The sequence below is a fragment of the Bartonella bacilliformis KC583 genome (assembly GCF_000015445.1).
Lineage (GTDB): Bacteria > Pseudomonadota > Alphaproteobacteria > Rhizobiales > Rhizobiaceae > Bartonella > Bartonella bacilliformis.
Map to the genome: position 1 here is coordinate 1,036,543 of NC_008783.1, position 22,225 is coordinate 1,058,767.

At 37.8% G+C, this 22,225-nt stretch carries 18 protein-coding genes and 2 pseudogenes; 12 read left to right on the forward strand and 8 right to left on the reverse strand.

Going from position 1 to position 22,225, the window contains the following annotated elements; genetic code table 11:
* Positions 1 to 14 precede the first annotated feature (14 nt).
* Positions 15 to 713 carry a L,D-transpeptidase gene (locus tag BARBAKC583_RS04835; RefSeq protein ID WP_005767525.1) on the reverse strand — a complete coding sequence of 233 codons (699 nt, stop codon included), beginning with the start codon at positions 711 to 713 and terminating at the stop codon, positions 15 to 17.
* A 252-nt stretch (positions 714 to 965) separates the two neighbouring features.
* On the opposite strand from BARBAKC583_RS04835, the gene ychF reads away from it, so the two are divergent.
* Positions 966 to 2,069: a redox-regulated ATPase YchF gene (gene ychF / locus BARBAKC583_RS04840; RefSeq protein ID WP_005767527.1), complete on the forward strand. Its 1,104-nt coding sequence runs from the start codon at positions 966 to 968 to the stop codon at positions 2,067 to 2,069.
* A 154-nt stretch (positions 2,070 to 2,223) separates the two neighbouring features.
* Here the strand turns inward: ychF and BARBAKC583_RS04845 are convergent, their stop codons facing one another.
* Complete coding sequence (locus BARBAKC583_RS04845) at positions 2,224 to 2,667, reverse strand: PRC-barrel domain-containing protein (RefSeq protein WP_005767530.1); 444 nt, start codon at positions 2,665 to 2,667, stop codon at positions 2,224 to 2,226.
* Between the two features lie 453 nt (positions 2,668 to 3,120).
* Between BARBAKC583_RS04845 and BARBAKC583_RS04850 the strand changes: the two genes are divergently transcribed.
* Positions 3,121 to 3,588 carry a tRNA (cytidine(34)-2'-O)-methyltransferase gene (locus tag BARBAKC583_RS04850; protein ID WP_005767534.1) on the forward strand — a complete coding sequence of 156 codons (468 nt, stop codon included), beginning with the start codon at positions 3,121 to 3,123 and terminating at the stop codon, positions 3,586 to 3,588.
* A 17-nt stretch (positions 3,589 to 3,605) separates the two neighbouring features.
* Here BARBAKC583_RS04850 and BARBAKC583_RS04855 read toward each other — a convergent pair whose 3' ends face one another.
* Complete coding sequence (locus tag BARBAKC583_RS04855) at positions 3,606 to 4,859, reverse strand: CCA tRNA nucleotidyltransferase (protein ID WP_005767536.1); 1,254 nt, start codon at positions 4,857 to 4,859, stop codon at positions 3,606 to 3,608.
* A gap of 249 nt (positions 4,860 to 5,108) precedes the next feature.
* Here BARBAKC583_RS04855 and BARBAKC583_RS04860 point away from each other — a divergent pair, with 249 nt between their 5' ends.
* From BARBAKC583_RS04860 to BARBAKC583_RS04875, 4 genes and pseudogenes are all read left to right on the forward strand, one after another.
* Positions 5,109 to 6,140, forward strand: a complete 1,032-nt coding sequence (locus BARBAKC583_RS04860; RefSeq protein ID WP_005767538.1) for an AAA family ATPase — start codon at positions 5,109 to 5,111, stop codon at positions 6,138 to 6,140.
* Positions 6,140 to 7,051 carry a DUF58 domain-containing protein gene (locus tag BARBAKC583_RS04865; RefSeq protein ID WP_005767539.1) on the forward strand — a complete coding sequence of 304 codons (912 nt, stop codon included), beginning with the start codon at positions 6,140 to 6,142 and terminating at the stop codon, positions 7,049 to 7,051. Before BARBAKC583_RS04860 ends, BARBAKC583_RS04865 begins: the two co-directional genes overlap by 1 nt.
* Positions 7,048 to 9,846, forward strand: a complete 2,799-nt coding sequence (locus BARBAKC583_RS04870) for a DUF4159 domain-containing protein (protein ID WP_005767541.1) — start codon at positions 7,048 to 7,050, stop codon at positions 9,844 to 9,846. Before BARBAKC583_RS04865 ends, BARBAKC583_RS04870 begins: the two co-directional genes overlap by 4 nt.
* Positions 9,846 to 11,943 (forward strand): annotated as a pseudogene (locus BARBAKC583_RS04875) (glutamine amidotransferase). Before BARBAKC583_RS04870 ends, BARBAKC583_RS04875 begins: the two are co-directional and overlap by 1 nt.
* 56 nt (positions 11,944 to 11,999) lie before the next feature.
* Here BARBAKC583_RS04875 and BARBAKC583_RS04880 read toward each other — a convergent pair.
* The gene (locus BARBAKC583_RS04880) at positions 12,000 to 12,557 is read right to left on the reverse strand and encodes a GNAT family N-acetyltransferase (protein ID WP_011807393.1); all 558 of its coding nucleotides are present in this window, start codon (positions 12,555 to 12,557) and stop codon (positions 12,000 to 12,002) included.
* A gap of 259 nt (positions 12,558 to 12,816) precedes the next feature.
* Between BARBAKC583_RS04880 and BARBAKC583_RS04885 the strand changes: the two genes are divergently transcribed.
* Positions 12,817 to 13,713, forward strand: a complete 897-nt coding sequence (locus BARBAKC583_RS04885) for a metallophosphoesterase family protein (protein ID WP_172952861.1) — start codon at positions 12,817 to 12,819, stop codon at positions 13,711 to 13,713.
* A 187-nt stretch (positions 13,714 to 13,900) separates the two neighbouring features.
* Here the strand turns inward: BARBAKC583_RS04885 and BARBAKC583_RS04890 are convergent, their stop codons facing one another.
* A complete protein-coding gene (locus BARBAKC583_RS04890) occupies positions 13,901 to 14,809 on the reverse strand; it encodes a cation diffusion facilitator family transporter (RefSeq protein ID WP_005767548.1) in 909 nt (302 codons plus the stop codon).
* 854 nt (positions 14,810 to 15,663) lie between these two features.
* Here BARBAKC583_RS04890 and BARBAKC583_RS04895 point away from each other — a divergent pair.
* Positions 15,664 to 16,479 (forward strand): TrmH family RNA methyltransferase, encoded by an 816-nt coding sequence (locus BARBAKC583_RS04895; RefSeq protein ID WP_011807395.1) that lies wholly within the window; start codon positions 15,664 to 15,666, stop codon positions 16,477 to 16,479.
* Between the two features lie 97 nt (positions 16,480 to 16,576).
* On the opposite strand, the gene mnmA is transcribed toward BARBAKC583_RS04895, so the two are convergent.
* A complete protein-coding gene (gene mnmA / locus BARBAKC583_RS04900; protein WP_005767552.1) occupies positions 16,577 to 17,752 on the reverse strand; it encodes a tRNA 2-thiouridine(34) synthase MnmA in 1,176 nt (391 codons plus the stop codon).
* A 252-nt stretch (positions 17,753 to 18,004) separates the two neighbouring features.
* On the opposite strand from mnmA, the gene sciP reads away from it, so the two are divergent.
* Complete coding sequence (gene sciP / locus BARBAKC583_RS04910; RefSeq protein ID WP_005767554.1) at positions 18,005 to 18,280, forward strand: CtrA inhibitor SciP; 276 nt, start codon at positions 18,005 to 18,007, stop codon at positions 18,278 to 18,280.
* A 130-nt stretch (positions 18,281 to 18,410) separates the two neighbouring features.
* Here the strand turns inward: sciP and BARBAKC583_RS04920 are convergent, their stop codons facing one another.
* Positions 18,411 to 18,797 (reverse strand): hypothetical protein, encoded by a 387-nt coding sequence (locus BARBAKC583_RS04920; protein WP_005767556.1) that lies wholly within the window; start codon positions 18,795 to 18,797, stop codon positions 18,411 to 18,413.
* Between the two features lie 558 nt (positions 18,798 to 19,355).
* Here BARBAKC583_RS04920 and ctrA point away from each other — a divergent pair.
* Positions 19,356 to 20,057, forward strand: coding sequence for a response regulator transcription factor CtrA (gene ctrA / locus BARBAKC583_RS04935; RefSeq protein WP_005767557.1), 702 nt, complete (start codon positions 19,356 to 19,358; stop codon positions 20,055 to 20,057).
* A 194-nt stretch (positions 20,058 to 20,251) separates the two neighbouring features.
* Here ctrA and chpT read toward each other — a convergent pair whose 3' ends face one another.
* The gene (chpT, locus tag BARBAKC583_RS04940; RefSeq protein ID WP_005767559.1) at positions 20,252 to 20,890 is read right to left on the reverse strand and encodes a histidine phosphotransferase ChpT; all 639 of its coding nucleotides are present in this window, start codon (positions 20,888 to 20,890) and stop codon (positions 20,252 to 20,254) included.
* Positions 20,891 to 21,084: 194 nt separating this feature from the next.
* On the opposite strand from chpT, the gene BARBAKC583_RS04950 reads away from it, so the two are divergent.
* Both BARBAKC583_RS04950 and BARBAKC583_RS04955 read left to right on the forward strand, forming a co-directional pair.
* Positions 21,085 to 21,678: a DUF1134 domain-containing protein gene (locus BARBAKC583_RS04950; protein WP_011807396.1), complete on the forward strand. Its 594-nt coding sequence runs from the start codon at positions 21,085 to 21,087 to the stop codon at positions 21,676 to 21,678.
* A gap of 80 nt (positions 21,679 to 21,758) precedes the next feature.
* Positions 21,759 to 22,043: pseudogene (locus BARBAKC583_RS04955) on the forward strand (hypothetical protein); the annotation flags it as partial.
* Between the last annotated feature and the right edge of the window lie 182 nt (positions 22,044 to 22,225).

Genomic DNA, 22,225 nt, shown 5'->3' on the forward strand with positions numbered 1-22,225 from the left:
ATAATTATTTTGAATTAAAAGAATCCTGTCGATTGCCCCCTAAATGAATCTCTCGGTAAAACCACCACATGTGAACCATTAGGAACACGATCATAAAGATCAATAATATCTTGATTGAGTAAACGGATACATCCACTTGATATAGCCTGACCAATCGACCATGTTTCGTGTGAGCCATGAATACGGAAGAGCGTATCTTTTCCATCTTGGAAGAGATAAAGTGCTCGTGCACCCAATGGATTCTCAGGGCCCGCTGGCATACCTTCCCCTAAATGACCGTAACGTTCTGGCTCACGAGCCATCATTGCTGCAGTGGGCCTCCAAGAAGGCCACTGGCGTTTATATTGTATAACTCCTGTACCTTGAAAAGCCAGCCCTTCTTTACCAACGCCGATACCGTAACGCAGAGCTTTGCCATTTTCACGAATAAGATAAAGAAAACATTTTTCTGTATCTATAACCAGCGTACCAGGTGGATAAGTTGTTTCATAATCAACTTGCTGGCGCCAAAATTTTGGATGAATTGTTGTAAGATCAATGGCAGGCAAAAAGTGAGGCTCATTCGTTACAGCCCCGTATAAAGCCTGCACTTCTTCTGGGACATACCAAGCTTGTTGAGAGGGAAAATGCGATACATTCGACTGAGGTGTAAGACAACCAGCTAACGCTAATGGTGCTGCAATCAAAAAAATACGACGAGATAATAACCCCATATTTTCTCCAAATTATTTTATGTTGTCGCTTATCATATTACAAGCAACTTAGCATACTAATAAAATTTATTTACAATTTTATTAACAATAACAATGTTTAGTATTTGATTATTAAAGAATTACAAAATATATTGTTTTTTGTGTAATCATAATAAATTAGAGACTAGAACTCTTTCTAAAACATGCTATAAAAATACAAATGAAGCTTTGTCTAAATTATAAAACAACTCAAAATCAATAGAGAGAGAGCTTATGGGTTTCAAATGCGGGATTGTTGGACTACCCAACGTCGGTAAATCAACTCTTTTTAATGCATTAACAAAAACAGCCGCAGCACAAGCCGCCAATTATCCTTTTTGTACGATTGAACCGAATACTGGCGAAGTTGCTGTCCCAGATCCACGGATGAAAAAAATTGCCTCTATCGCTGGCTCAAAAGAAATTATTCCTACACGTATCAGTTTTGTTGATATTGCAGGGCTCGTCCGCGGTGCTTCAAAAGGTGAAGGCTTAGGAAATAAATTTTTAGCGAATATTCGTGAGGTTGATGCTATTATCCATGTGCTACGGTGTTTTAAAAATGAAGACATCACACATGTAGAAGGACGAATTGATCCCATTTTTGATGCTACAATTGTTGAAACTGAACTTATGCTCTCAGATCTTGAAAGCTTAGAGCGACGGATCATACCAATCCGAAAGACTGCAACTGGAAAAGACAAGGAATCTCTGACAATCCTGCCTATCATGGAAGCAGCATTAACCTTGTTGCAAAAGGGAAGTCCCGTGCGATTATTGCTCAAAGATCTTCCTTCTGATGAGAAACGTATTCTTAATAGCCTCAATCTTTTAACCTCAAAACCTGTGCTTTATGTTTGTAACGTAAATGAAAATGAAGCTGCTCATGGTAATGACTTTACCCAAGCGGTTGAAAAAATAGCAGAAGAACAGAACGCACAAACTATTATCATTTCTGCTTCTATCGAATCTGAAATTGCCCAACTCACTGATGAAGAAGCAACAGAATATCTTAATGCTCTAGGATTATCTGAGCCTAGTCTAGATCGGCTCATTCGTGCTGGTTATTGTTTGCTTGATCTTATTACTTATTTTACCTGTGGACCTAAAGAAACACGAGCATGGACAATTGTCCGTGGCACAAAAGCACCTCAGGCAGCAGGTGTTATCCACTCAGACTTTGAACGTGGTTTTATTCGTGCTCAAACTATCAGCTATGAAGATTATATTACTTTAGGGGGAGAAAACGGAGCAAAAGAAGCAGGAAAAGCCCGCGATGAAGGAAAAGAATATATTGTGCAAGACGGCGATGTCATGCTGTTTAAGCACAATACTTAATTTCTTTATTTTGCAATTTCATGACCTCTTTAGTGGCTAAAAGAAGATTTCTTTGCGTCAGATTATCTTTATGCCCTTAAGAATACTCTTCAACAAAAATAGCTCTATAATGAATGCGCTATTTTTAATCTTCCATAAAAATGGAAACGCAAAATTAACGTACCCAAAGGCCTTCATACTTAAATTCTGGAGCGTCCTGCAAAGCGTCCTTTGTCATATGCGTGATAAGCTTCCATTTGCCATCATCATGTGTCATCTTAATCGCTACTGAAGGAACAACAACATAACGCTCCCCTATACCTAAAAAACCACCAAAAACGATAATAATTCCCTCAATGTCATTTTGACGCAAAAGAATATCTTTTACTTTGCCAATATTTTCACCTTCCATAGTGTATATATCTGCACCAATGAGGCTTGAAACAACAAAATCAGCCGTTAAAGGTGTTACCTCATAATGAGGAGCTCTATCTGAACCAACCTGTGCAACATTACTTGCCAAAACTATTTCAGATTCTGAAAGGAGTGTAAAAAATTGACTATAAGCGTGAGAAAGCATAAAAATTGACACAAGAGCAATGGAAGTCATTTTCTTCATTATTAATCTCCGTTTTTATTTAATGCATCATCATCGAATTTTTTCCCTCCATGCTTTCAAACCAGCGACTTTATCGCTTCTTTTTTCAATTTTTCTTAGATCTTTCATCTAAAATAGGCCAAATTTGTTTTTTGCAATATCAATAAACTTCATCTCAATAATTAAAAACAAGTTTTACCACTCACAAGAAGATAAACTGCTTACAGTTAAATGCTCAAATATCGCACGCGCAATTTTCAAACTTTTTTGAAACTCCTCCTCATAAGTCAAAATAAGGCACCGCTCAAAAAAAATCCTGAACACAATGAAAAAGCTAAAACATTACTTAACGCTCTAAAGAAAAAATGCCTTACATGACAACGCAGACAAACAAAGAAAGTAACTCTCCTTATACCTGAGTTAACCCGCAGCACTGCTTTACAAATGACTATATAAAATCATATTGTACAAAGTATGACACTTCACATCGCTCTTTTTCAACCAGACATTGCTGGTAATACTGGAACAATTTTACGTCTTGGTGCGTGTCTTGGCGTGCATGTGCATATCATTGAACCTGCAGGCTTTGATCTATCAGATCGCAATCTCAAACGGGCAGGTATGGACTACCTTGAACGTGCCTCTTTAGAGAGACACATTGATTGGCAACATTTTCTTGATGCCATGCAAAAATTTAATCGTCGTCTTTTTCTCCTAAGTACAAAAGCAACAACATGTTATACAAATATACGCTATCAGAAAAATGACGTTTTACTTTTTGGTCGTGAATCAGCAGGTGTTCCTGATTATGTTCATCAAGCAGTTGATTGTACATTAAAAATTCCTATGCAACAGCAAGCACGTTCTTTAAATCTCGCAATGAGCGTAGCTATAACAACGGGAGAAGCTCTGCGCCAAATTGGTTATAGTGGATTAGAGTAAAAACTAAAGAATAAATATTACGGTTCAAATTTTTCTAATAGCTCATTACGATCTATTAAAAACCCGCTTTCAACCCATATTGTCTCTAATTCTTTGAGTTTTTGTCCCACAATCTTCCCTTTAGCAAAACCTCTTTCTATTAAATCCTTACCACTGACAGGAAAAACAGGAATCTCCCACCTTTGAGCAAGCTGATAAAGCCTCATATAATGCTCTATTTTTTGAGAATTCTCGTTTCCCTCTACAGGGCCAGCACATACAGCTGCCAAAGACAAAGATAAATGATCTAAAATCGGCTGTCGACCATGAAAATAAATTAGTTTTTGCAAACAGGTCTCTGAACAATTTTGGCTTATCGATTCCAACTCTGCCCACTCTCTTAATCGTGTTTTTTCCTTATTAGAAAAACGTAAACGACGAGCAATATCTTGAAGACGTTCAGAGTCAGGTGGAAGAAGACTTTGTAACCTCAATAATGGATCTTCTTTCCAACCAAGAACATGCTCTGTTTTCACAAGTGAGTGAATTGCATCAATACCCCATTTTTCTGTTTCAGGAAAAATAAGTGTCAAAATGCCACTTTGACGCATCCATAAAAGAGCACGTGTTGGATCTGAAGCAGCAAGAAGTTTTTTTATTTCCTCCCAAACACGTTCAGATGAAAGCTTATGCAAACCGTGTTTTAAAGCAACACACGCTTTCAATCCTTGTGCATCAGGTCGCCCTGCTCCATACCAAGCAAAAAAGCGAAAAAAGCGCAAAATACGCAAATAATCTTCACAAATACGCTGTTCTGCAACACCAATAAAACGTATTGTACGGCTTGCAATATCGCTCAAACCTCCTACCAAATCATAAAGTTGGCCAGTGGCATCACAATACAGTGCATTAATAGTAAAATCTCGTCGTTCAGCATCTTTTTTCCAGTCACGACCAAAAGCAACTTTCGCGTAACGGCCATCTGTTTCAACATCAGAACGAAGAGTCGTCACCTCATAAGAACATGACTCAGAAACCACCGTTACTGTACCAAAATCAATACCAGTAGGAACAGCTTTAAATCCTGCTTCTTCTACGCGCTTGATAACTTGCTGTGGCAAACAAGTTGTCGCAATATCAATATCACTAATGGGCTGTCCTAGAAGTTGATTACGGACTGCACCACCAACAACACGCGCTTCCTCATCACCCAACGACAAAATACGAAGAAGTGTTTGAATATTTTTATGCTGCAACCAATCAGCCTGTTTGAAATTTGGTATTGTGTTCACCCCTTTAGCCCTTTAACGAATTTTCATGATTGTTTCTCATGATCAGCGCCATAATGGCAATATTTGTGATACCCTCCACAGTCTAACATCTCTCTTCAATGCAGCATATCTTTTTATCTATATATAAAATACCAAAAAAAACGCCTATCACACTTATTTTCTCTTTATTTTTTGATACAAATCATAAAATACTTATGATCATATAAAAATAATTATTATTTTTCGATAAATGCCTTAAGGAAGAAATCAATGAGTCAAGATGATACATTATCCAACTCTGTTAAAAAGGCCAATATGAGTGATAATGCAAAATTCACTGTTAGTGATATTGATAAGGCACATAAAGAATTAGATCTTTTGCAAAAGGAAATTGATAAAGTTATTTTTGGCCAAAATCATGTAATTGAACACACTTTAACAGCTATTTTAGCTGGGGGACATACCCTTCTCGTTGGCGTTCCAGGGCTTGCTAAAACACGCCTTGTTAACACATTAGGAACTGTATTAGGACTTGATACAAAACGTATCCAATTTACACCCGATTTGATGCCATCAGATATTATTGGTTCTGAAATTATGGACTCAGATAAAAGTGGTAAACGCTCTTTCCGTTACATTCAAGGTCCTATTTTTGCACAAATTCTTATGGCCGATGAAATTAATCGTGCTTCTCCTCGTACACAATCAGCCCTTTTGCAAGCTATGCAAGAATACCATGTTACTGTTGCTGGAACCCATTATAATTTACCACAACCTTTTCATGTCCTTGCAACCCAGAACCCTCTTGAACAGGAGGGAACCTACCCGCTTCCTGAAGCACAGCTTGATCGCTTTTTAATGCAAATTGACATTGATTACCCTGATTTAGAGACAGAACGGCGTATTATTTTAGAAACGGTAAATCAAAAAAGCCAAGTTGTAAAATCAGTTTTATCGACCCAAAAATTGCAAAAAATTCAAAAAATCGTTCGCACAATACCCGTTTCTGAAAATGTTGTTGAAGCTATTTTGAAGTTGGTGCGTTCAGCCCGTCCTTATAAAGATAATCCGCTTGCGAATAAATATATTGCTTGGGGCCCTGGTCCTCGAGCATCACAGGCACTTTCACTTTGTGCTCGTGCTCGTGCTCTCTATCACGGACGTTTATCTCCCTCACTTGATGATATCCAAGCCTTGGCACAACCCGTGTTGCAACATCGGATGGCACTCAATTTTTCTGCACGTGCTGAAGATATAACTGTAAAAGATATTATTGCTACTCTTGTGAAAGACGCTCTTTAATGGCCATTGGCAGAAAAGTTTTTAAAGAAAGCGCAAAATCGCTTACAACGAAACTACATAAAGATGTAGCCAATATACCCTATTGCCTCTCACAAGCACGCCTTATAGCGAATACAATGATAACCGGATGGCACGGCCGGCGTAAACATGGCAATGGAGAAAATTTCTGGCAATTTCGTCTTTATACTGAAGGAGAGCCCATTACACGCATTGACTGGCGCCGCTCAGCACGTGATAAAAATACTTACCTACGCGAATATGAATGGGAAATGGCGCAAACCGTTTGGATTTGGCCTGATCAAAGTGCCTCTATGCAATATTGCTCGCGCTTTTCTAAAACCTCTAAAGGCAATCACGCCATCATTATTTCTCTTGCCTTGGCAACACTTCTTGCGCGAAGCGGTGAGCATATTGCTATCCCTAATTTAATGGCTCCCACCATGACATCCAATGTCGCGGAACGCATGGCTCTGGCTTTAATTCATTATCAAGATGAAAATCCATTTCCAAATTTTTCAACTATAACACGATTCTCACAAGTCATCATCATCAGTGACTTTCTTGATCATCCTGAAATGATTATTCAAAATTTAGGAGCTTTAGCTGCAAAACAGGTCAACGCACATCTAATTGAAGTTGCTGACCCAGCGGAGGAGTCTTTCCCTTACACAGGCCGTACAGAATTTTTTGATCCTGAAACAAAAGAAAAAATTCTTTTAGGAAAAGCAGAACACTTCCGTGAAGATTATTGCAACCTCTACCAAGCAAGACGACAAGAATTGATCAATTTTTGTTCACGCCAAGGATGGACTTACCATGTTAGTAAAACTGATCGGCCTTTAACAGAAATTATTTTGCAATTTGCAAACAAAATGGGTGACGCTATACCTCATGGAAGGAGATCACTTTGAATTTTGGGGCTCCCTTAATTTTACTTGGGCTTTTTGCTCTACCCATGATTTGGTGGTTATTGCGGATAACGCCTCCCAAACCTCATAAAGAGATCTTTCCTCCTTTGCGTCTTTTGATTAAACAAACCAATCAACAGACAACAACCAACCATACACCTTGGTGGTTATTGTTGTTACGATTAGCTATAGCAGCACTTATCATTATCGCTTTGGCACGTCCATCTTGGCATCAAAACCCAATTATACTCTCTGAATCTCAACCGCTCGCACTCATTATTGATAACGGATGGGCCTCTGTTGAAGAGTGGAAAAAACGTATTGTTGTTGCGGAAACTTTGCTTGATCAAGCAATAAAACAGCAAAAAGATGTTTATTTTCTTGCAACAGCTGAAAATGACCCCAAAGAAATTGGCCCTTTACCTGCAGAAGTTGCAAAACAACATTTAATGCATTTACAACCTCAACCCTGGCCTATCAACCGTCTAAAGGCACTGAATCGGCTCATTGAAAAAACTCGTGGTCAAACACTTGATATTGCCTATTTGAGTGATAGTTTACAAACAAACGAAGATAATCAGGCTTTTACTCTCATTGAACAGTTAAAACCCGAAACATTCCTGTGGTATTCATCTGATATTTCTAAACTTACCGGTATAAGAGCTATCGATAATCATAATGGAAACATGGCAGCACGCATTATTCGTGCAACTACTCAAGGCGAAACCCCGATAACGCTAAGCCTTTATGATTTAAAAAGTAAGCTCCTTGGACGCTTTACAACAAATTTTCATGAAGGAGAAGCAGAAGTTCTGGTTCCTCTCAACTTACCGCTTGAATTACGCAATGATATCTCATGGATTAAAATTGATAATCATGCCCACGCTGCTGCAACATTTTTAGTTGATAGCCGTAACCGAATAAACCGTGTTGCTCTCTTATCACCAAGTATCAATGAAATGGTGCAACCATTACTGTCTCCGCTTTATTATGTCATTAAAGCATTGCAGGGCCATGCAGAACTGATAACAACAGGAGGAGGAGAGCTTTCAGCTGATATTGATTACTTACTCAAACAAAACCCTTCTGTCTTCATTATGGGTGATATTGTCAACATGTCACAAGAAGCAGAAAAAAAGCTCTCTAATTTCGTCAATAAAGGGGGAATACTTATTCGCTTTGCTGGAGATAATCTCAGTTCAACAGAACAATATGATAGCTTATTACCTGTGCCATTGCGCCCTGGTAAACGTTTACTCGGCAGTGTTATGTCATGGGCTAAACCACAAAAACTAGCACCTTTTGTGCAAAATAGCTTCTTCTCTAATCTTCCTTTTCCAGAAAATGTAACTGTTTCACGCCAAATCTTAGCAGAACCCACCCCAGATCTTTTTGAAAAAACATGGCTCAGTCTTGCTGATGGATCCCCTCTTATCACAGCAACTGACCAAGGAAAAGGTGTCCTCATTTTTATCCATACTGCACCTGACCCTACATGGTCTAATCTTGCGCTTTCTGGATTTTTTGCACAAATGTTGCAAAAACTTATCACACTCAGTGTATACAACAACACCTCCTTAACTCAAATGAGAGCAATGGCACCACAAAATCCCTGGCGGACATTAAATGCCGATGGACAATTGCAATCTCCTCCCTTTCATGTTGTTCAACTCACTATTGATGAACAAAAGCTCCCCATACCATCCTATTATACCCCACCTGGGCTTTATGGCATCAACAATAATTTTTATGCATTGAATCTCTTAACGCCTTCTTCTCGTTTAATAAAAACTTCATTACCAAATTCCTTAGGAAAAAATCCTTTATCATATGAAACAAAAGAACAACATTTTACTGGACCACTTTTAGGATTAGCGCTTTTATTATTCGCTTTTGATAGCTTTGTCGTTTTATGGATGGGAAAAGCTTTTTTCTTCAATCGACAACGCAGTATATTCTTTCTATTACCTTTCATAATAGGCCTGGCCATCTTGTTCTCAAATATATCAAATATCTACGCACAAACCGCAAAAACTCATGATGAGATCATGGTGAAAGCGGCAGGAGCTACCCACCTTGCTTATGTTATAACCAATAATCATGAAATTGATACCACAAGTAAGAGTGGACTAGAAACGCTGAGTCAGTTCATTGCAGATCGTACAATGCTCTCACCTGGTTCTGTTATAGCTCTTGATCTTGATAAAGATGAGCTTGCTTTTTATCCTTTAATTTACTGGCCTCTTGACGCTAACAGTCCTATGCCAACGCAAAAAGCTCTTGAAAAAATAAATGCTTTTATGAAAAATGGAGGAGCTGTTTTATTTGATACACGCGATCAGATAAACACCAATTTGACCCTTGAAGAAACTGCAACCCCAGCGACACAGAGATTACGGGATATATTAAGTGAACTTAATATTCCAACCCTTGAACCAGCATCTGCTGATCATGTTGTTTCCCGTTCTTTTTATATTATGCCTGATTTTCCTGGACGTTACCGTGGTTCACCTTTATGGGTTGCATCATCATCAATAAATAAAAAAAATAAAAATTCTATGATGACTGGCGACAATGTGAGTTCTCTCTTTATCACCGCTAATGACTTTGCTGGTGCTTGGGCCTTAGACCCCAAAGATACATGGAAATATCCTCTTGTCTCCAATGATTCTATGCAACGTCTATGGGCATTTCGTGCAGGATTGAACATCGTCATCTATGTCCTTACAGGAAACTATAAAGCTGATCAAATCCATGTTCCTGCACTATTAGAGCGCTTTAACAAAGAGAGAAGGTAATGATAGAATCTCTGACTTTTCAGCCTTTCCTTCCCGTTTTTTGGCTTCTCTTTTTAGGCGGGATTCCTGCTCTTTTTATCATTATTGGCTTCATCACAAAGCAGCGCGGAGCTTTATTACGTCTTACAACCTTGGCTTCTCTCATTCTTGTTGTGCTTAATCCTGTTATAAAAAAAGAGCAGCGTGAACCCGTTAAGAGTATTATAGGAATTGTCATTGATCGTAGTGAAAGCCAAACTTTAGGGACACGTACAGAAGACAGTGAAAAAGCACGCATACAATTAACCAACGCACTGGCTCGCTATCCACAATTTGAGCCACGCTTTATTGAAGCTAGAAAACGTTCTGATAATCATTATGCATCATCAAAGGATTTATTTCATGCTTTAACACAAGCCACATCTGATGTCCCGCCATCCCGCTATGCAGGAACAATCTTGATCACTGATGGACAAGTGCACGATATTCCTGAAATATCAGAACTTCATCATAAGGCGCCAATCAACGCCCTTATAACAGGAAGAACAGATGAATTTGACCGTCAAATTAAACTTATCTCTCCTCCCCGTTTTGCTCTGATCAATAAACCACAAACACTTTCTATTTTGGTTGAAGATAAAGGCCAACCAAAAAAGGAAATATCAGGGCAAGTAAACGTTTCTGTGAGTGTCAATAACCAAGAAGTTGGCCGCTATTCTGTAACACCTGGTATCATCTTTCAAACTGACATCACTCTTCCTCATGCTGAAAAAAACATCGTTCAAGTGACTACAGATACACATGAGGGTGAATTAAGCTCTGATAACAATCGAGCCATTGCTATCATTGAAGGGATCAGAGAAAATTTGCGAGTTCTTCTCATTTCAGGCGCACCTTATAATGGTGAACGCACATGGCGTGATCTTTTAAAGAGTGATTCCAATATTGATCTCGTTCATTTTACTATTCTGCGTCCTCCTGAAAAAGCGGATAACACCCCTTCTAGCCAATTATCACTGGTTGTTTTTCCTACAACTAAGCTATTTGTTGAAGAAATTAATAATTTTGATCTCATCATTCTTGATGGCTACCAACATTCCAGTGCACTACCACTCATTTATTATGATTACATCACCCAATATGTACAAAAAGGTGGTGCATTACTAATGGTCACAGGACCTGAATTTGCTGGTGAACGATCGCTTGCCAAAACACCTTTGATCAGTGTCCTACCTGCATTACCAAGTGGAACTGTCATTGAAAAGCCTTTTCGTCCTGCATTAACCAAAGAGGGCGAACGTCACCCTGTTACACGAAATCTTGCAACACCCACCCACCCAGCTACTCAATGGGGGCAATGGTTGAGACAAATTGCAATTAAACAAACAGGCCAAAGCATTACCATCATGAAAGGAGCTGATGAACAACCACTCTTACTCCTCTCCCATATTGGTAAAGGGCGTGTAAGTATGTTGCTGTCCGATGAAAGTTGGCTTTGGGCACGAAATTTCGAAGGTGGAGGTCCCTACGCTTCTCTCTACCGTCGTATTGCCCATTGGCTCATGAAAGAACCAGAACTTGAAGAAGAGAAATTAAGTGCTGTGAATGATCGCCATCGTTTAACAATTCGTCGACAAACACTCGAAGATCACCCAGAACCCGTTGAAGTCATTTTCCCCTCTGGCAAAAAAGAAAATATCACTCTCAGTAAAGAACAAGAAGGTATATTTACAGGAGCTATAAATGCAGATGAAATAGGGATCTTTACAATCCACAATGGCAACCAAACAGTTCTTGCCCCTATAGGCGCACTCGATAATCCTGAATTATATGACTTAATTTCAACAGAAGAAAAATTGGCGCCCATCATTCAAAAAACGGGTGGCTATATAACACGTTTACATCACGAAAAAAGAAACGGTATTCATATTCCTCCTATCAAGATAGTTGGACCACAAACGAAACTCACCTCTTCCCTTCCTCAATCAATTATTCTAAAAGAGACAACAGAAACCCGTTTGGTTAGCGCTGTTCATTTTTCAATCTTTTCCGGATTTTTTGCTCTGCTGACGTGTCTGTTATTTCTCAGTAGTATATGGTTATCGTGAAAGTCGCTAAAATCTGACCAATTTAACCATTTTCAAGCAACTGACAGCCTCTTTACAGCAAGTATATCAATTACACGAACGATAACGGACTTTTCCTTTTGCTACTTTTAGTGCACCTTTTTGTAATTCCAAAATAAGCAATCTGTTTGGATCTACCGGTGCAGGCATGTGTATCTGTTGTCTATGTTCGACATTTTTAAACCAAAAACGACCATAATATTCTTTATCCCCAATTAAAATCACCAAAACAACATTGTGATTTTCTGCTGCGTGTAAAGCCATATACATTAACTTTCTGCCTACACCAGCATTTTTATATTCAGGACGAACAACAAGAGGGCCTAATAAATAAGCAGCTTGCTCACCAACTGTTATAGGGGTCATCCTCACTGAACCAATTACATCGCCTCCAAGACAAGCGACAAAAGAAAATTGACAATCATGTCGTCCCTCTTCTCTCAATAAATAGCTTGCACGTGTAAAACGACCAGGACCGAAAACCACCTTATTGATTTGCTCAATTTGAGCATCATGATCACGTGTTTCAGGGTGATAAGTTATGGCATCACTATCGGCCGGGGAAAAGGAAACGAAAAATCGAGAATCCAAAGATACATCTGTCATGGACTTTATGCCTAGAAAAAATTAACATGCGAACTAAGAGACTTACTTCCTTATTTGAGGAATTCTTTCGTTATCGTTTATTTTTTCACGCATGTCCTACCCCTCTCCTAAACTTCCCTGCTCTTAACATTCTTTTTGGGTAACGTAAATGTTAAAAAAAATTCTATTATTTTCCAACAAACTATTTTCGTATCACAATTTCCTATCTCTTTTAATTGTGTATGGGATTTTTATCATTGCCTAAATCATTTTCAACATTATGATAGAGTTCATGTTTTATCTTGCTCATATATCAGATATACACCTTTCACCTGTGCCACAGCCTTCCTTTTCTGAACTTTTTGGAAAACGTCTTACTGGTTATCTTAATTGGCAAAAAAAACGTAAAAACCAAATGACAACCGGTGTTTTAGAAACTTTAATGTGCACTATAAAAGAAAAAAATCCTGATCATCTTGTTATTTCTGGCGATCTTGTCAATCTCTCTTTGGATAAAGAATTTAAACAAGCGCGAAACTGGTTACTAACCCAAGGACAACCTCATGATATTTCTTTAACCTTTGGGAACCATGATGCCTATGTTCGCAGAGCCCTCCAAAAGGCCTGCACTATTTTTCAACCTTGGATTCAGGGTGATCTTCCTCAAAAAAATGCTTTTCCTTATATGCGCATTCGTGATAACATCGCCATTATAGGAGCCTCTTCAGCTATTGCGACACCGCCTTTTCAAGCATCTGGCTATTTTGGAAAAAAGCAAGCACAAATTTTGTCTCAGCTTTTAGATGAAGCTGCAGCACGCAATCTCTTTCGAGTTGTGACCATTCACCATCCCCCCTTTCACCATGCAACCCTTTGGCATAAAAAGTTATGGGGAATAGGACGTTTTCTAGATGTCATCAAACGCTATGGATGCGAACTTATTCTTCACGGCCACACTCACTTGCCTACCTTAAATATCATTGAAGAGAAAAAAAGGAAAATTCCTATTGTTGGTGTTGCTTCTGCATCACAAGGTTGTGGTGGCAAAAACCCACCTGCAAATTTTAACTTTTTCACTATTGAGCACGCTCATCATCAATGGCACTGCCAGTTACAACGCTATAGTATTATCAACAAAAATAATGACATCGTGTGTACTGAAACAATAGATCTTTGAGTCTTTGAAACAAGAACGATCAGGAAATACTCACAGGAGTATTGTTAATCAATGCATGCAATATTTTTCCTATAAGATGTATTTTTCTTCCATATAATATTTGAGCTATCGTTCGGGTCTTTATTAAAGAATAATGTTTATAATATTGATCTTAAATCCCCTTAATTTATTGATTCATAATCAAAAACTACGCTAAAGGAACAGCCATTACACTAGGAGAAAACTTGGCTTCGCTTTCAGGTTCCATGTGAATAATAATGCGTGCATTTTCAAATTCCATCTCAAGCGCTTCCTCAATTTGATTACACACTTGATGGGCTTCCCCCACCTGCATTGTTGCTGGTACAACTAAATGAAACTCTATAAAAATAGCCCTGCCAGCAACACGAGTACGCAAATCATGCACTTCAATTGCACCACACGCATTTTCTAAAATAATATCATAAATGCGCATAGTTTCAGTGAATTCAACTCCAACATCCATTAATCCCTGAACAGAATTGTTCACCACTTTCCACCCCTGCCAAAGAATATGAAAAGCAATAATTATCGCTAAAATGGGGTCTAAAAAAGCCCACCCACTTACAAAAGCAGCAACTAATCCAATTAGAATGCCAAATGACCCAAAAACATCTGTTATTAAATGCTCCCCATCAGCTTTAAGAGCTGGTGAGCAATGAATTTTCCCCTGCCGAATAAGAACCAACCCCCAAAAATAATTTATAACACTCGCTGCAGCGCTAATACCAATCCATATTCCAGGTTCTTGAGACACTTCAACATCCCAAAAAGATGACCATGCTTCTCTCAAAATCATGATTGCAGCAACAATGATCAGTGTACCTTCAAAAATAGCAGAAAAATATTCTGCCTTATGATGTCCAAAAGGATGATCTTGGTCAGCTGGTTTCAAACTTATTTTTACTGCCCACCACGCTGCCAACGCCGCAACGATATTCACAACTGATTCTAAAGCATCAGAATAAAGTGCAACTGAGCCAGTAATATGATAGGCCCAATATTTCAGAGCACAAACAAAACAAGCCACTACAATAGACCCTATAGTCAATTGTTGTATCTTGATTTTTGCGCTCATAATCACACCCACACTTCGCTAAACGCACCATAAACACCTCTTTATGATAGCGTCGATATTTTGCTATTCCTCTAATAGCATCATGGTCTCAACATAAAAGGAAATAATCATCATAATCTACTGTTATCCTTTGTAACAACAGTTCTATTACTCGTTGCATAACAACTATAGCGCAACTCAAATATGGCTCGCAAAAAACAAGAAAACGCTTTTAAAACTATCAAGTTCTTTAAATTAATCACAAATTTTTTCTTGAATTATACAATATTTCCTCTGCTTAATGACCTTTTTTACTAAAATTCATCATGCTCTCGCACAACTTGACTGTTGTTCCTTCTTCATTAAGCCAATAAACTACCGCAAAAAACACAAATAAAGCTGCCTGTTATATATCCTCCTTGCAACTTTATCCTATCATAAGCGAAAATATAACGATCGTGATACCAGCCCAACCCCAAGAGCAATAGTAGAAATGGCAAAACACTTATTAAGCTTTATTTAGCATAAGAGCTTGCAATTCCAAAAATCATATCAAGTAAAAGAAAATTTTTTCGATAAAGCACCCCACAAGAAAGAATCCGGGAATTGGGAACCCAGATTCTTCTTCCCTAATGAATAGGGGCTACATGGACCTAGGAAATAGCGGGGACCTAAGACCCTGTACCTGATATACGAGAACAATATATTGTGCCGCATCCAGCAGCTCTGAGTTTTATACCTATGATTGTATATTGTCAATATAAATTCTACCTTAAATTTAAAAATGATGTAATTTTTTATTTCTCTTTTCTATTCAGTCATAAATCTACTATTCAATCTCTGGTGATTTAGAAAAAATAATGTTAAAATTCGTTATGACTCTAAATATCATCACAATCCACGAAGCCGGTGATCCGCGCTTGGAATCTTATCATAATATCCGTGAAAAAGATCTTACTAGAAGGCAACACCAGTTCGTTGCTGAGGGAAAAGTAGTATTGTCAGCACTGCTGCATTCAAAAAATTTTTCTACTCTATCGTTACTTGTTGTTGCAGCACGCCTTCTTGAAATTATGCCCATTTTAAAAGAAACAAAACCAACATGTTCTATTTATTGTGTTCCGCAAAAGATCATGGATGATATTGCTGGTTTCCACGTTCACCGTGGCATGCTCGGTATTGGTGAGCGCAAAGCATTACCATCATTACAAGAATTCTTACAGGATCTCCCAGAAAGAGCTTTAGTGCCAGTTTTATGTGGTATCTCTAATAATGAGAATATGGGTGCGATTTTTCGCAACGCAGCTGCCTTTGCTAGTTATGGCATTATTGTTGATAAAACTTCCTGTGATCCTCTTGACCGAACAGTGATCAGATCTTCTGTTGGTGCAACTCTAAGAATACCCTATACACAAGGAAATGATATTGAGAGCATTATAAAAACTTTAAGTGATGCAAACTTTCATCTTTACGCGCTATCACCCTCTGCTCCGCGCTATCTTAAAGAAGCAAAAACAATGAAACATACCGCTCTTATTTTGGGAACAGAGGGTGATAGCTTACCAACTCATGTTCTACAAAAGTCAGAAATCTTGCGTATCCCTATGGCTTATGGCTTTGATAGCCTCAATATTGCTACAGCATCAGGCCTTGCACTGGCACATTTTGCTGATTTTAATAAACTCAATTAAAGCCGATAATATTCAAATTGTAAGAACACTCACCCTTATAGTATTTGCTCACACATAATAGTTATTTTGTTGAAGAAATGGCTATAGTTTTTGTATTTCAATTATGCAAAACTCTCTGTAATCTTTCTTCAGCATCAGTAGAACGCTCTGAATGCGTAATAAATCCACCTCCAAGAACACGTGCTCCATCACCACTTTCATTATAAAAAACACATGCTTGACCAGGTGCTACACTGCTTTCACCTTCCAAGAGGTCAACAGAAAAAATTCCCTCTTTATAATATAACCGAGCTGGACGTGGAGGACGTGTTGAACGAATTTTTGCGGCCACATCAATACAATCAGAAGGAAAATTTTCTAACCGCTCATCACCGAGCCAATTAACATCACGCAAAAAAAGCTTATGCGTCTCCAACATTTCGCGTGGACCAACAATAACCCGTGCATTTTCTACATCAAGGAAAATGACGTAAAGTGCTTCACCGGTTGCAACACCAATACCACGGCGTTGACCAACAGTGTAATTGATAATTCCTGAATGCTGACCCAAAATTTGTCCATTAATATGAACGATATCTCCAGGATTGGAAGCCTCTGGACGCAACTTCGCAATTACATCAGAATATTTCCCCTGTGGTACAAAACAAATATCCTGACTATCATGCTTATCGGCAACTGTAAGACCCATTTCTTTTGCTATTTCGCGAACACGCGCTTTCGGAAGATTACCAAGTGGAAAACGCAGATAATCAATTTGTTCTTGCGTCGTTGCGAACAAGAAGTAGCTTTGATCACGTTCAGAATCAAGAGGACGAAACAATGCCCGATGCGTACCATAAGAAACGCTACGAATATAATGGCCTGTTGCTAAAGCATCCGCACCTAATTCACGGGCGGTTACCAACAAATCAGCAAATTTAACAGTTTGATTACAAGCTACACAAGGAATAGGTGTTTCTCCACGTGCATAACTTTCTGCAAAAGGATCAATCACAGCTTCACGAAACCGGGATTCATAATCAAGAACGTAATAAGGTATCCTAAGTGTTTCTGCTACACGACGAGCATCTTCAATATCCTGTCCTGCGCAACATGCCCCCGCACGATGTGTTGCAGCGCCATGATCATAAAGCTGCAACGTAATCCCAACAACATCATACCCTTCTCTTTTTAAAAGTCCTGCAACAACCGACGAATCAACCCCTCCAGACATTGCAACAACAACACGAGAATTTTCAGGTGGTCCTGGCAAATCAAGGCTATTCAAAAACATATGTTCATTCTCTATTAATATGTGCGCCATTGTTACTCATATATACCTTGTCACTATTTTCAATATGAGCCATCCATCACATCCTCATATTATTTTTTTATTCTTCCGACAACTAGTGGCATTAATTTTTATTAAAGAGTAGCACAAAATGAAAAGAGGCGAGATAAAAAATATTTTTTCTGTTTTGGTTTAGTTCTTTTTTAAAGTTCACACTTTATAGAAGAATCTGATCCTATAAAAGTAGAGAATATAATGACCGATTTGATAAAATCACAAATGAAATACGTTACTGGCCCAGATGGAAGCCCGCTCACACTTACTGATCTACCTCCAATAACAACAAGACGTTGGGTTATTCGTCGTAAAGCTGAGGTTGTCGCAGCTGTCAAAGGTGGATTGTTAAGTCTTGATGAGGCGTGCCAGCGCTACAGTTTGACCGTAGAAGAATTTCTTTCATGGCAAAACTCGATCCATGAACACGGCTTAGCTGGATTACGAACAACAAGACTCCAACAATATAGATATTAATTGCCAATTCAGTGATTAATTATTGAATTTGAAAACTGACGGTAAAATAGCTAAACTCACACAAGTTTAGCTATTTCTTACTCCTTAGCATATACAATCTAAAAGATTTATATCCTATCTAAAAAGTTTATTATCCAACCCTTAAATGAGGCTGAATAGAAACAGAGTCATGATCTTTTTCTGCTTTGTTTTCTTGCCCATTAAGAATTTTTATACGTTGCAGTTCTGTTTCAATTTCACATAAAGTCGCTTCAGCATTTTCTTTTTGACGCTGTAGATCACGAATGGAATTTGTAATATTGTCACACCTTTGCCGTGCTGCACGAGCAAAAGTTGAATAAGCAAAATGATTAGTATCACTATTTCCAGATTTACGTTCTTCATCAATAATTTGCGCTTCTAAATCTGTCATTATACGCTCAAATTCTTTGATCATCATCTCAAGCTGCGCAATTTCACGACGCTTTCCACGAGCTTGAAACATTTTTAACTGCACCACACTCTCACGTGGTTTCATACCCATCACTCCTTGATTGTGCAAAATGCACTAACAAAAACTTACATACGTGCTACGAAAAACAATTTCAGAACCATCCTCCCAACTTTCTCAATAAAAAGAGTTTTTTCAAAGGTAGATGACACTTCTTTAAGACATCAACAAACGCAAGATACCTCACAACACACGAACTATTTATACACATCCCATAACTACTATAGGGAAAGTGAATTAATGCCCGGTAAATAAATACAAAAATTTCAGAAGACTGTTTCAGTAGTTTGTTATCAAATTTTTAAAAAATAAAGAGTACACAAATCATTTTCCTATGAAATCAAAGAAATCCCAACTTTTTCTAAAATAATTTAGTAAACCTCTTCCAAAAATAAAAACATTTTGTTAACCATTATTCTGGATAGTGAGGTAAACAGCCACAATTATTGCGTATACTGGTGAATTGTTCATAAGCACTTTAATCATAACTGTCTGATTTTTAGGTTATTTTTATAAAGAAAGCTTTACCATTTGTTAATAAAACAAGTGGCTACACCTGAGTCGGGAGGAGTAAAAGGGACTAAAATGCGCGTATTATTAATTGAAGATGATAAAACAATGAGCCAAAGCATCGAATTGATGCTGAAATCAGGAAATTTTAATGTTTATACTACCGATTTGGGAGAAGAGGGAACGGATTTAGGTAAGCTTTATGATTATGATATCATTTTACTTGACCTAAATTTACCTGATATGTCAGGCTACGATGTTTTGCGAACCCTACGGTTAGCAAAAATCAAAACTCCTGTGCTGATTCTTTCAGGCATGGCGAGCATTGAAGACAAAGTGCGAGGTTTTGGTTTTGGTGCTGACGATTATATGACAAAACCTTTCCATAAAGATGAATTGATTGCACGCATCCATGCTGTTGTGCGTCGTTCTAAAGGCCATGCACAATCAGTTATCGTTACGGGTGATCTCATCGTTAATCTTGATACTAAAACAGTTGAAGTTGCAGGCCGTCCTGTTCATTTAACTGGTAAAGAATATCAGATGCTAGAGCTTCTCTCCTTGCGCAAAGGCACCACACTTACCAAAGAAATGTTTCTGAATCATCTTTATGGTGGAATGGACGAGCCTGAACTCAAAATTATTGACGTTTTTATTTGCAAACTACGAAAAAAACTAGATTCTGTATCTTCTGGCATAAGCTATATTGATACAGTGTGGGGGCGCGGCTACGTATTACGTGATCCGATTGCAGAAAATACACGAAAAACTGCTTAAAAACGCAAAAAGCATACTTAAAATCTCGGGGTTATAAAGTGCCGAGACTTTTTTTCCTATTAAAATAAAAATTCTTATACACAAGATCGATTTATACACGAGGACACTTGCACAAATCAGAATTCTTAAAGCCCCACTCTTTATCTAAAAAACTTTGTGACTAACCTCATATAACTTAAGAGATCTTACTCTTTTTAAAGGTTTTTTGTACTTTCTAAAATGAGATGATCATTAGTTTCATGTATGCTTACTTTCATAGCTGATATTTCAGCAAGTAGCGCCGTATAATAAAGTTGTATCGTGTGAGCATCGACTGGTTCTTCTGGAAGTTTCCCATTATTTAACTCAATAAAATAGGGAGAAATTTTCAATATTTTACCATAAATCTCAAATCGAAACGAGCGTGTATCTGCATCTTGTAAAATCATCATAGCAATTTCACCACCGCGCGGAACAGTTGCATTTGCAATGAATAATAAATTAAGCAAAAATTTCACTTCATCTTTTGGCAAAAGTAAAGAAGGAGCTTGCCATTTTAATGTTGCTTTTTCTTCTGCCATATACTGTTGAGCAACCTGTTCGACAAAACTCGTATCGATTTGACACCCTACTGATCCTGCATTACCAAAAGCTAAGCGTGCAAATTGTAAGCGTGCAGACGCTTTTGCAACAGAAATACGCACTAATTGCAAAGCATCTTCATCAGCACATCCTTCATCATAAAGCTCCATTGCATTTTGAATAGCACCAATAGGTGAAATCAAATCATGGCAAAGACGACTACAAAGTAAAGCAGCCAAATCCGTAGACTTCAAAGAAGCGGTTAATGTCATAATTATTTATAACTCCTAAACTTTAAAGCTAAAACTCATTTTAAAATAGCATCTTAACATCACATGCATATACGAAAATCTAACAATTATATTAAAAAATTTTGTTTAACGATAAATTTAAGGATTTAAATAACTTTATACCCTATTACCTATTTAAATTAGATAAAAAGATCACCTTATATGAAGAAAATCCTATGACTCTCTCTTTGTTATTACGCTTTTACAAAAAAATTATACTCTTAATATCCTTCCTATTTGTTACTATCAGCATTGCCAATGCCCAGTTCCAATCAATAAACAATGAGCAACGTTACTCGATGAAAGAAATCGTTGCTTCTGGTCACGATTTTTTTGGCCAAACGACTGGCAATATCGCAACTGCTATTGAAAAAGTATTTTCACAATATGGTCAACCTAATGCTTATATTTTAGGAGAAGAAGCCTCTGGTGCCTTTTTTGCTGGATTAACCTATGGTGAAGGAGAAATTTTTACCAAAAATGATAATAAGCGCAAAATTTTTTGGCAAGGCCCCTCTTTAGGATGGGACTTTGGCGGCCAAGGCTCCCGCCTCATGATCTTAATTTATGATCTCAATAATATAAATGATTTGTGGGGACGCTATGCCGGTATTTCAGGTTCGGCTTATTTAATTGCAGGAGCTGGATTTCACGTTTTGAAACGTAATAACATTCTACTCATTCCAATACGCACAGGGATCGGAGCACGCCTCGGTATCAATATGGGATATTTAAAATTAACGCCCATGCCAACATGGAATCCATTTTAAATAGCTCTCTATTTAACAGAGAAATTTTTCCTATTTAATAATAAGAAAATAAAGTAAATAGTATACCTTTGTAATTAAGAACTTTTATAATGAAAATCAAAATAATGCGTGAAAAAATAATTTCCTATCAACAGCGTTTACAAAAGATTCAAATTGGTAAATTTAATGCTCCTTCTAGCAATAAACTCTTTAATGAATTGCGTGAAGAAACAAAGGAATTAGCGGCAACACTCGCTACTCAAATAGCTCTAAAGGAAGGGAAAAACTCGCCTATCAATGCATTAACCCAAAACTCTAAAAGCAAAAATGACCTTGCATCCCGTATTCGCGAGAAAATAAGCTATGCTCAAAAAACACCGCTTTAATAAAGCACCTCTTTAAGATCAGTTCAGAGACGGTTTTTAAATAGACAAAATATCTTCCGCTTTTTTCTACATAGCAGCTTCATGTCTCGTTCAAATTCTAAAAAAGAGAGAAAATATCAGTTCTTATAAAGCCCAATATATTGGGACGATAAAAACCAATTTAATACCCAAGCTTTAAGGGT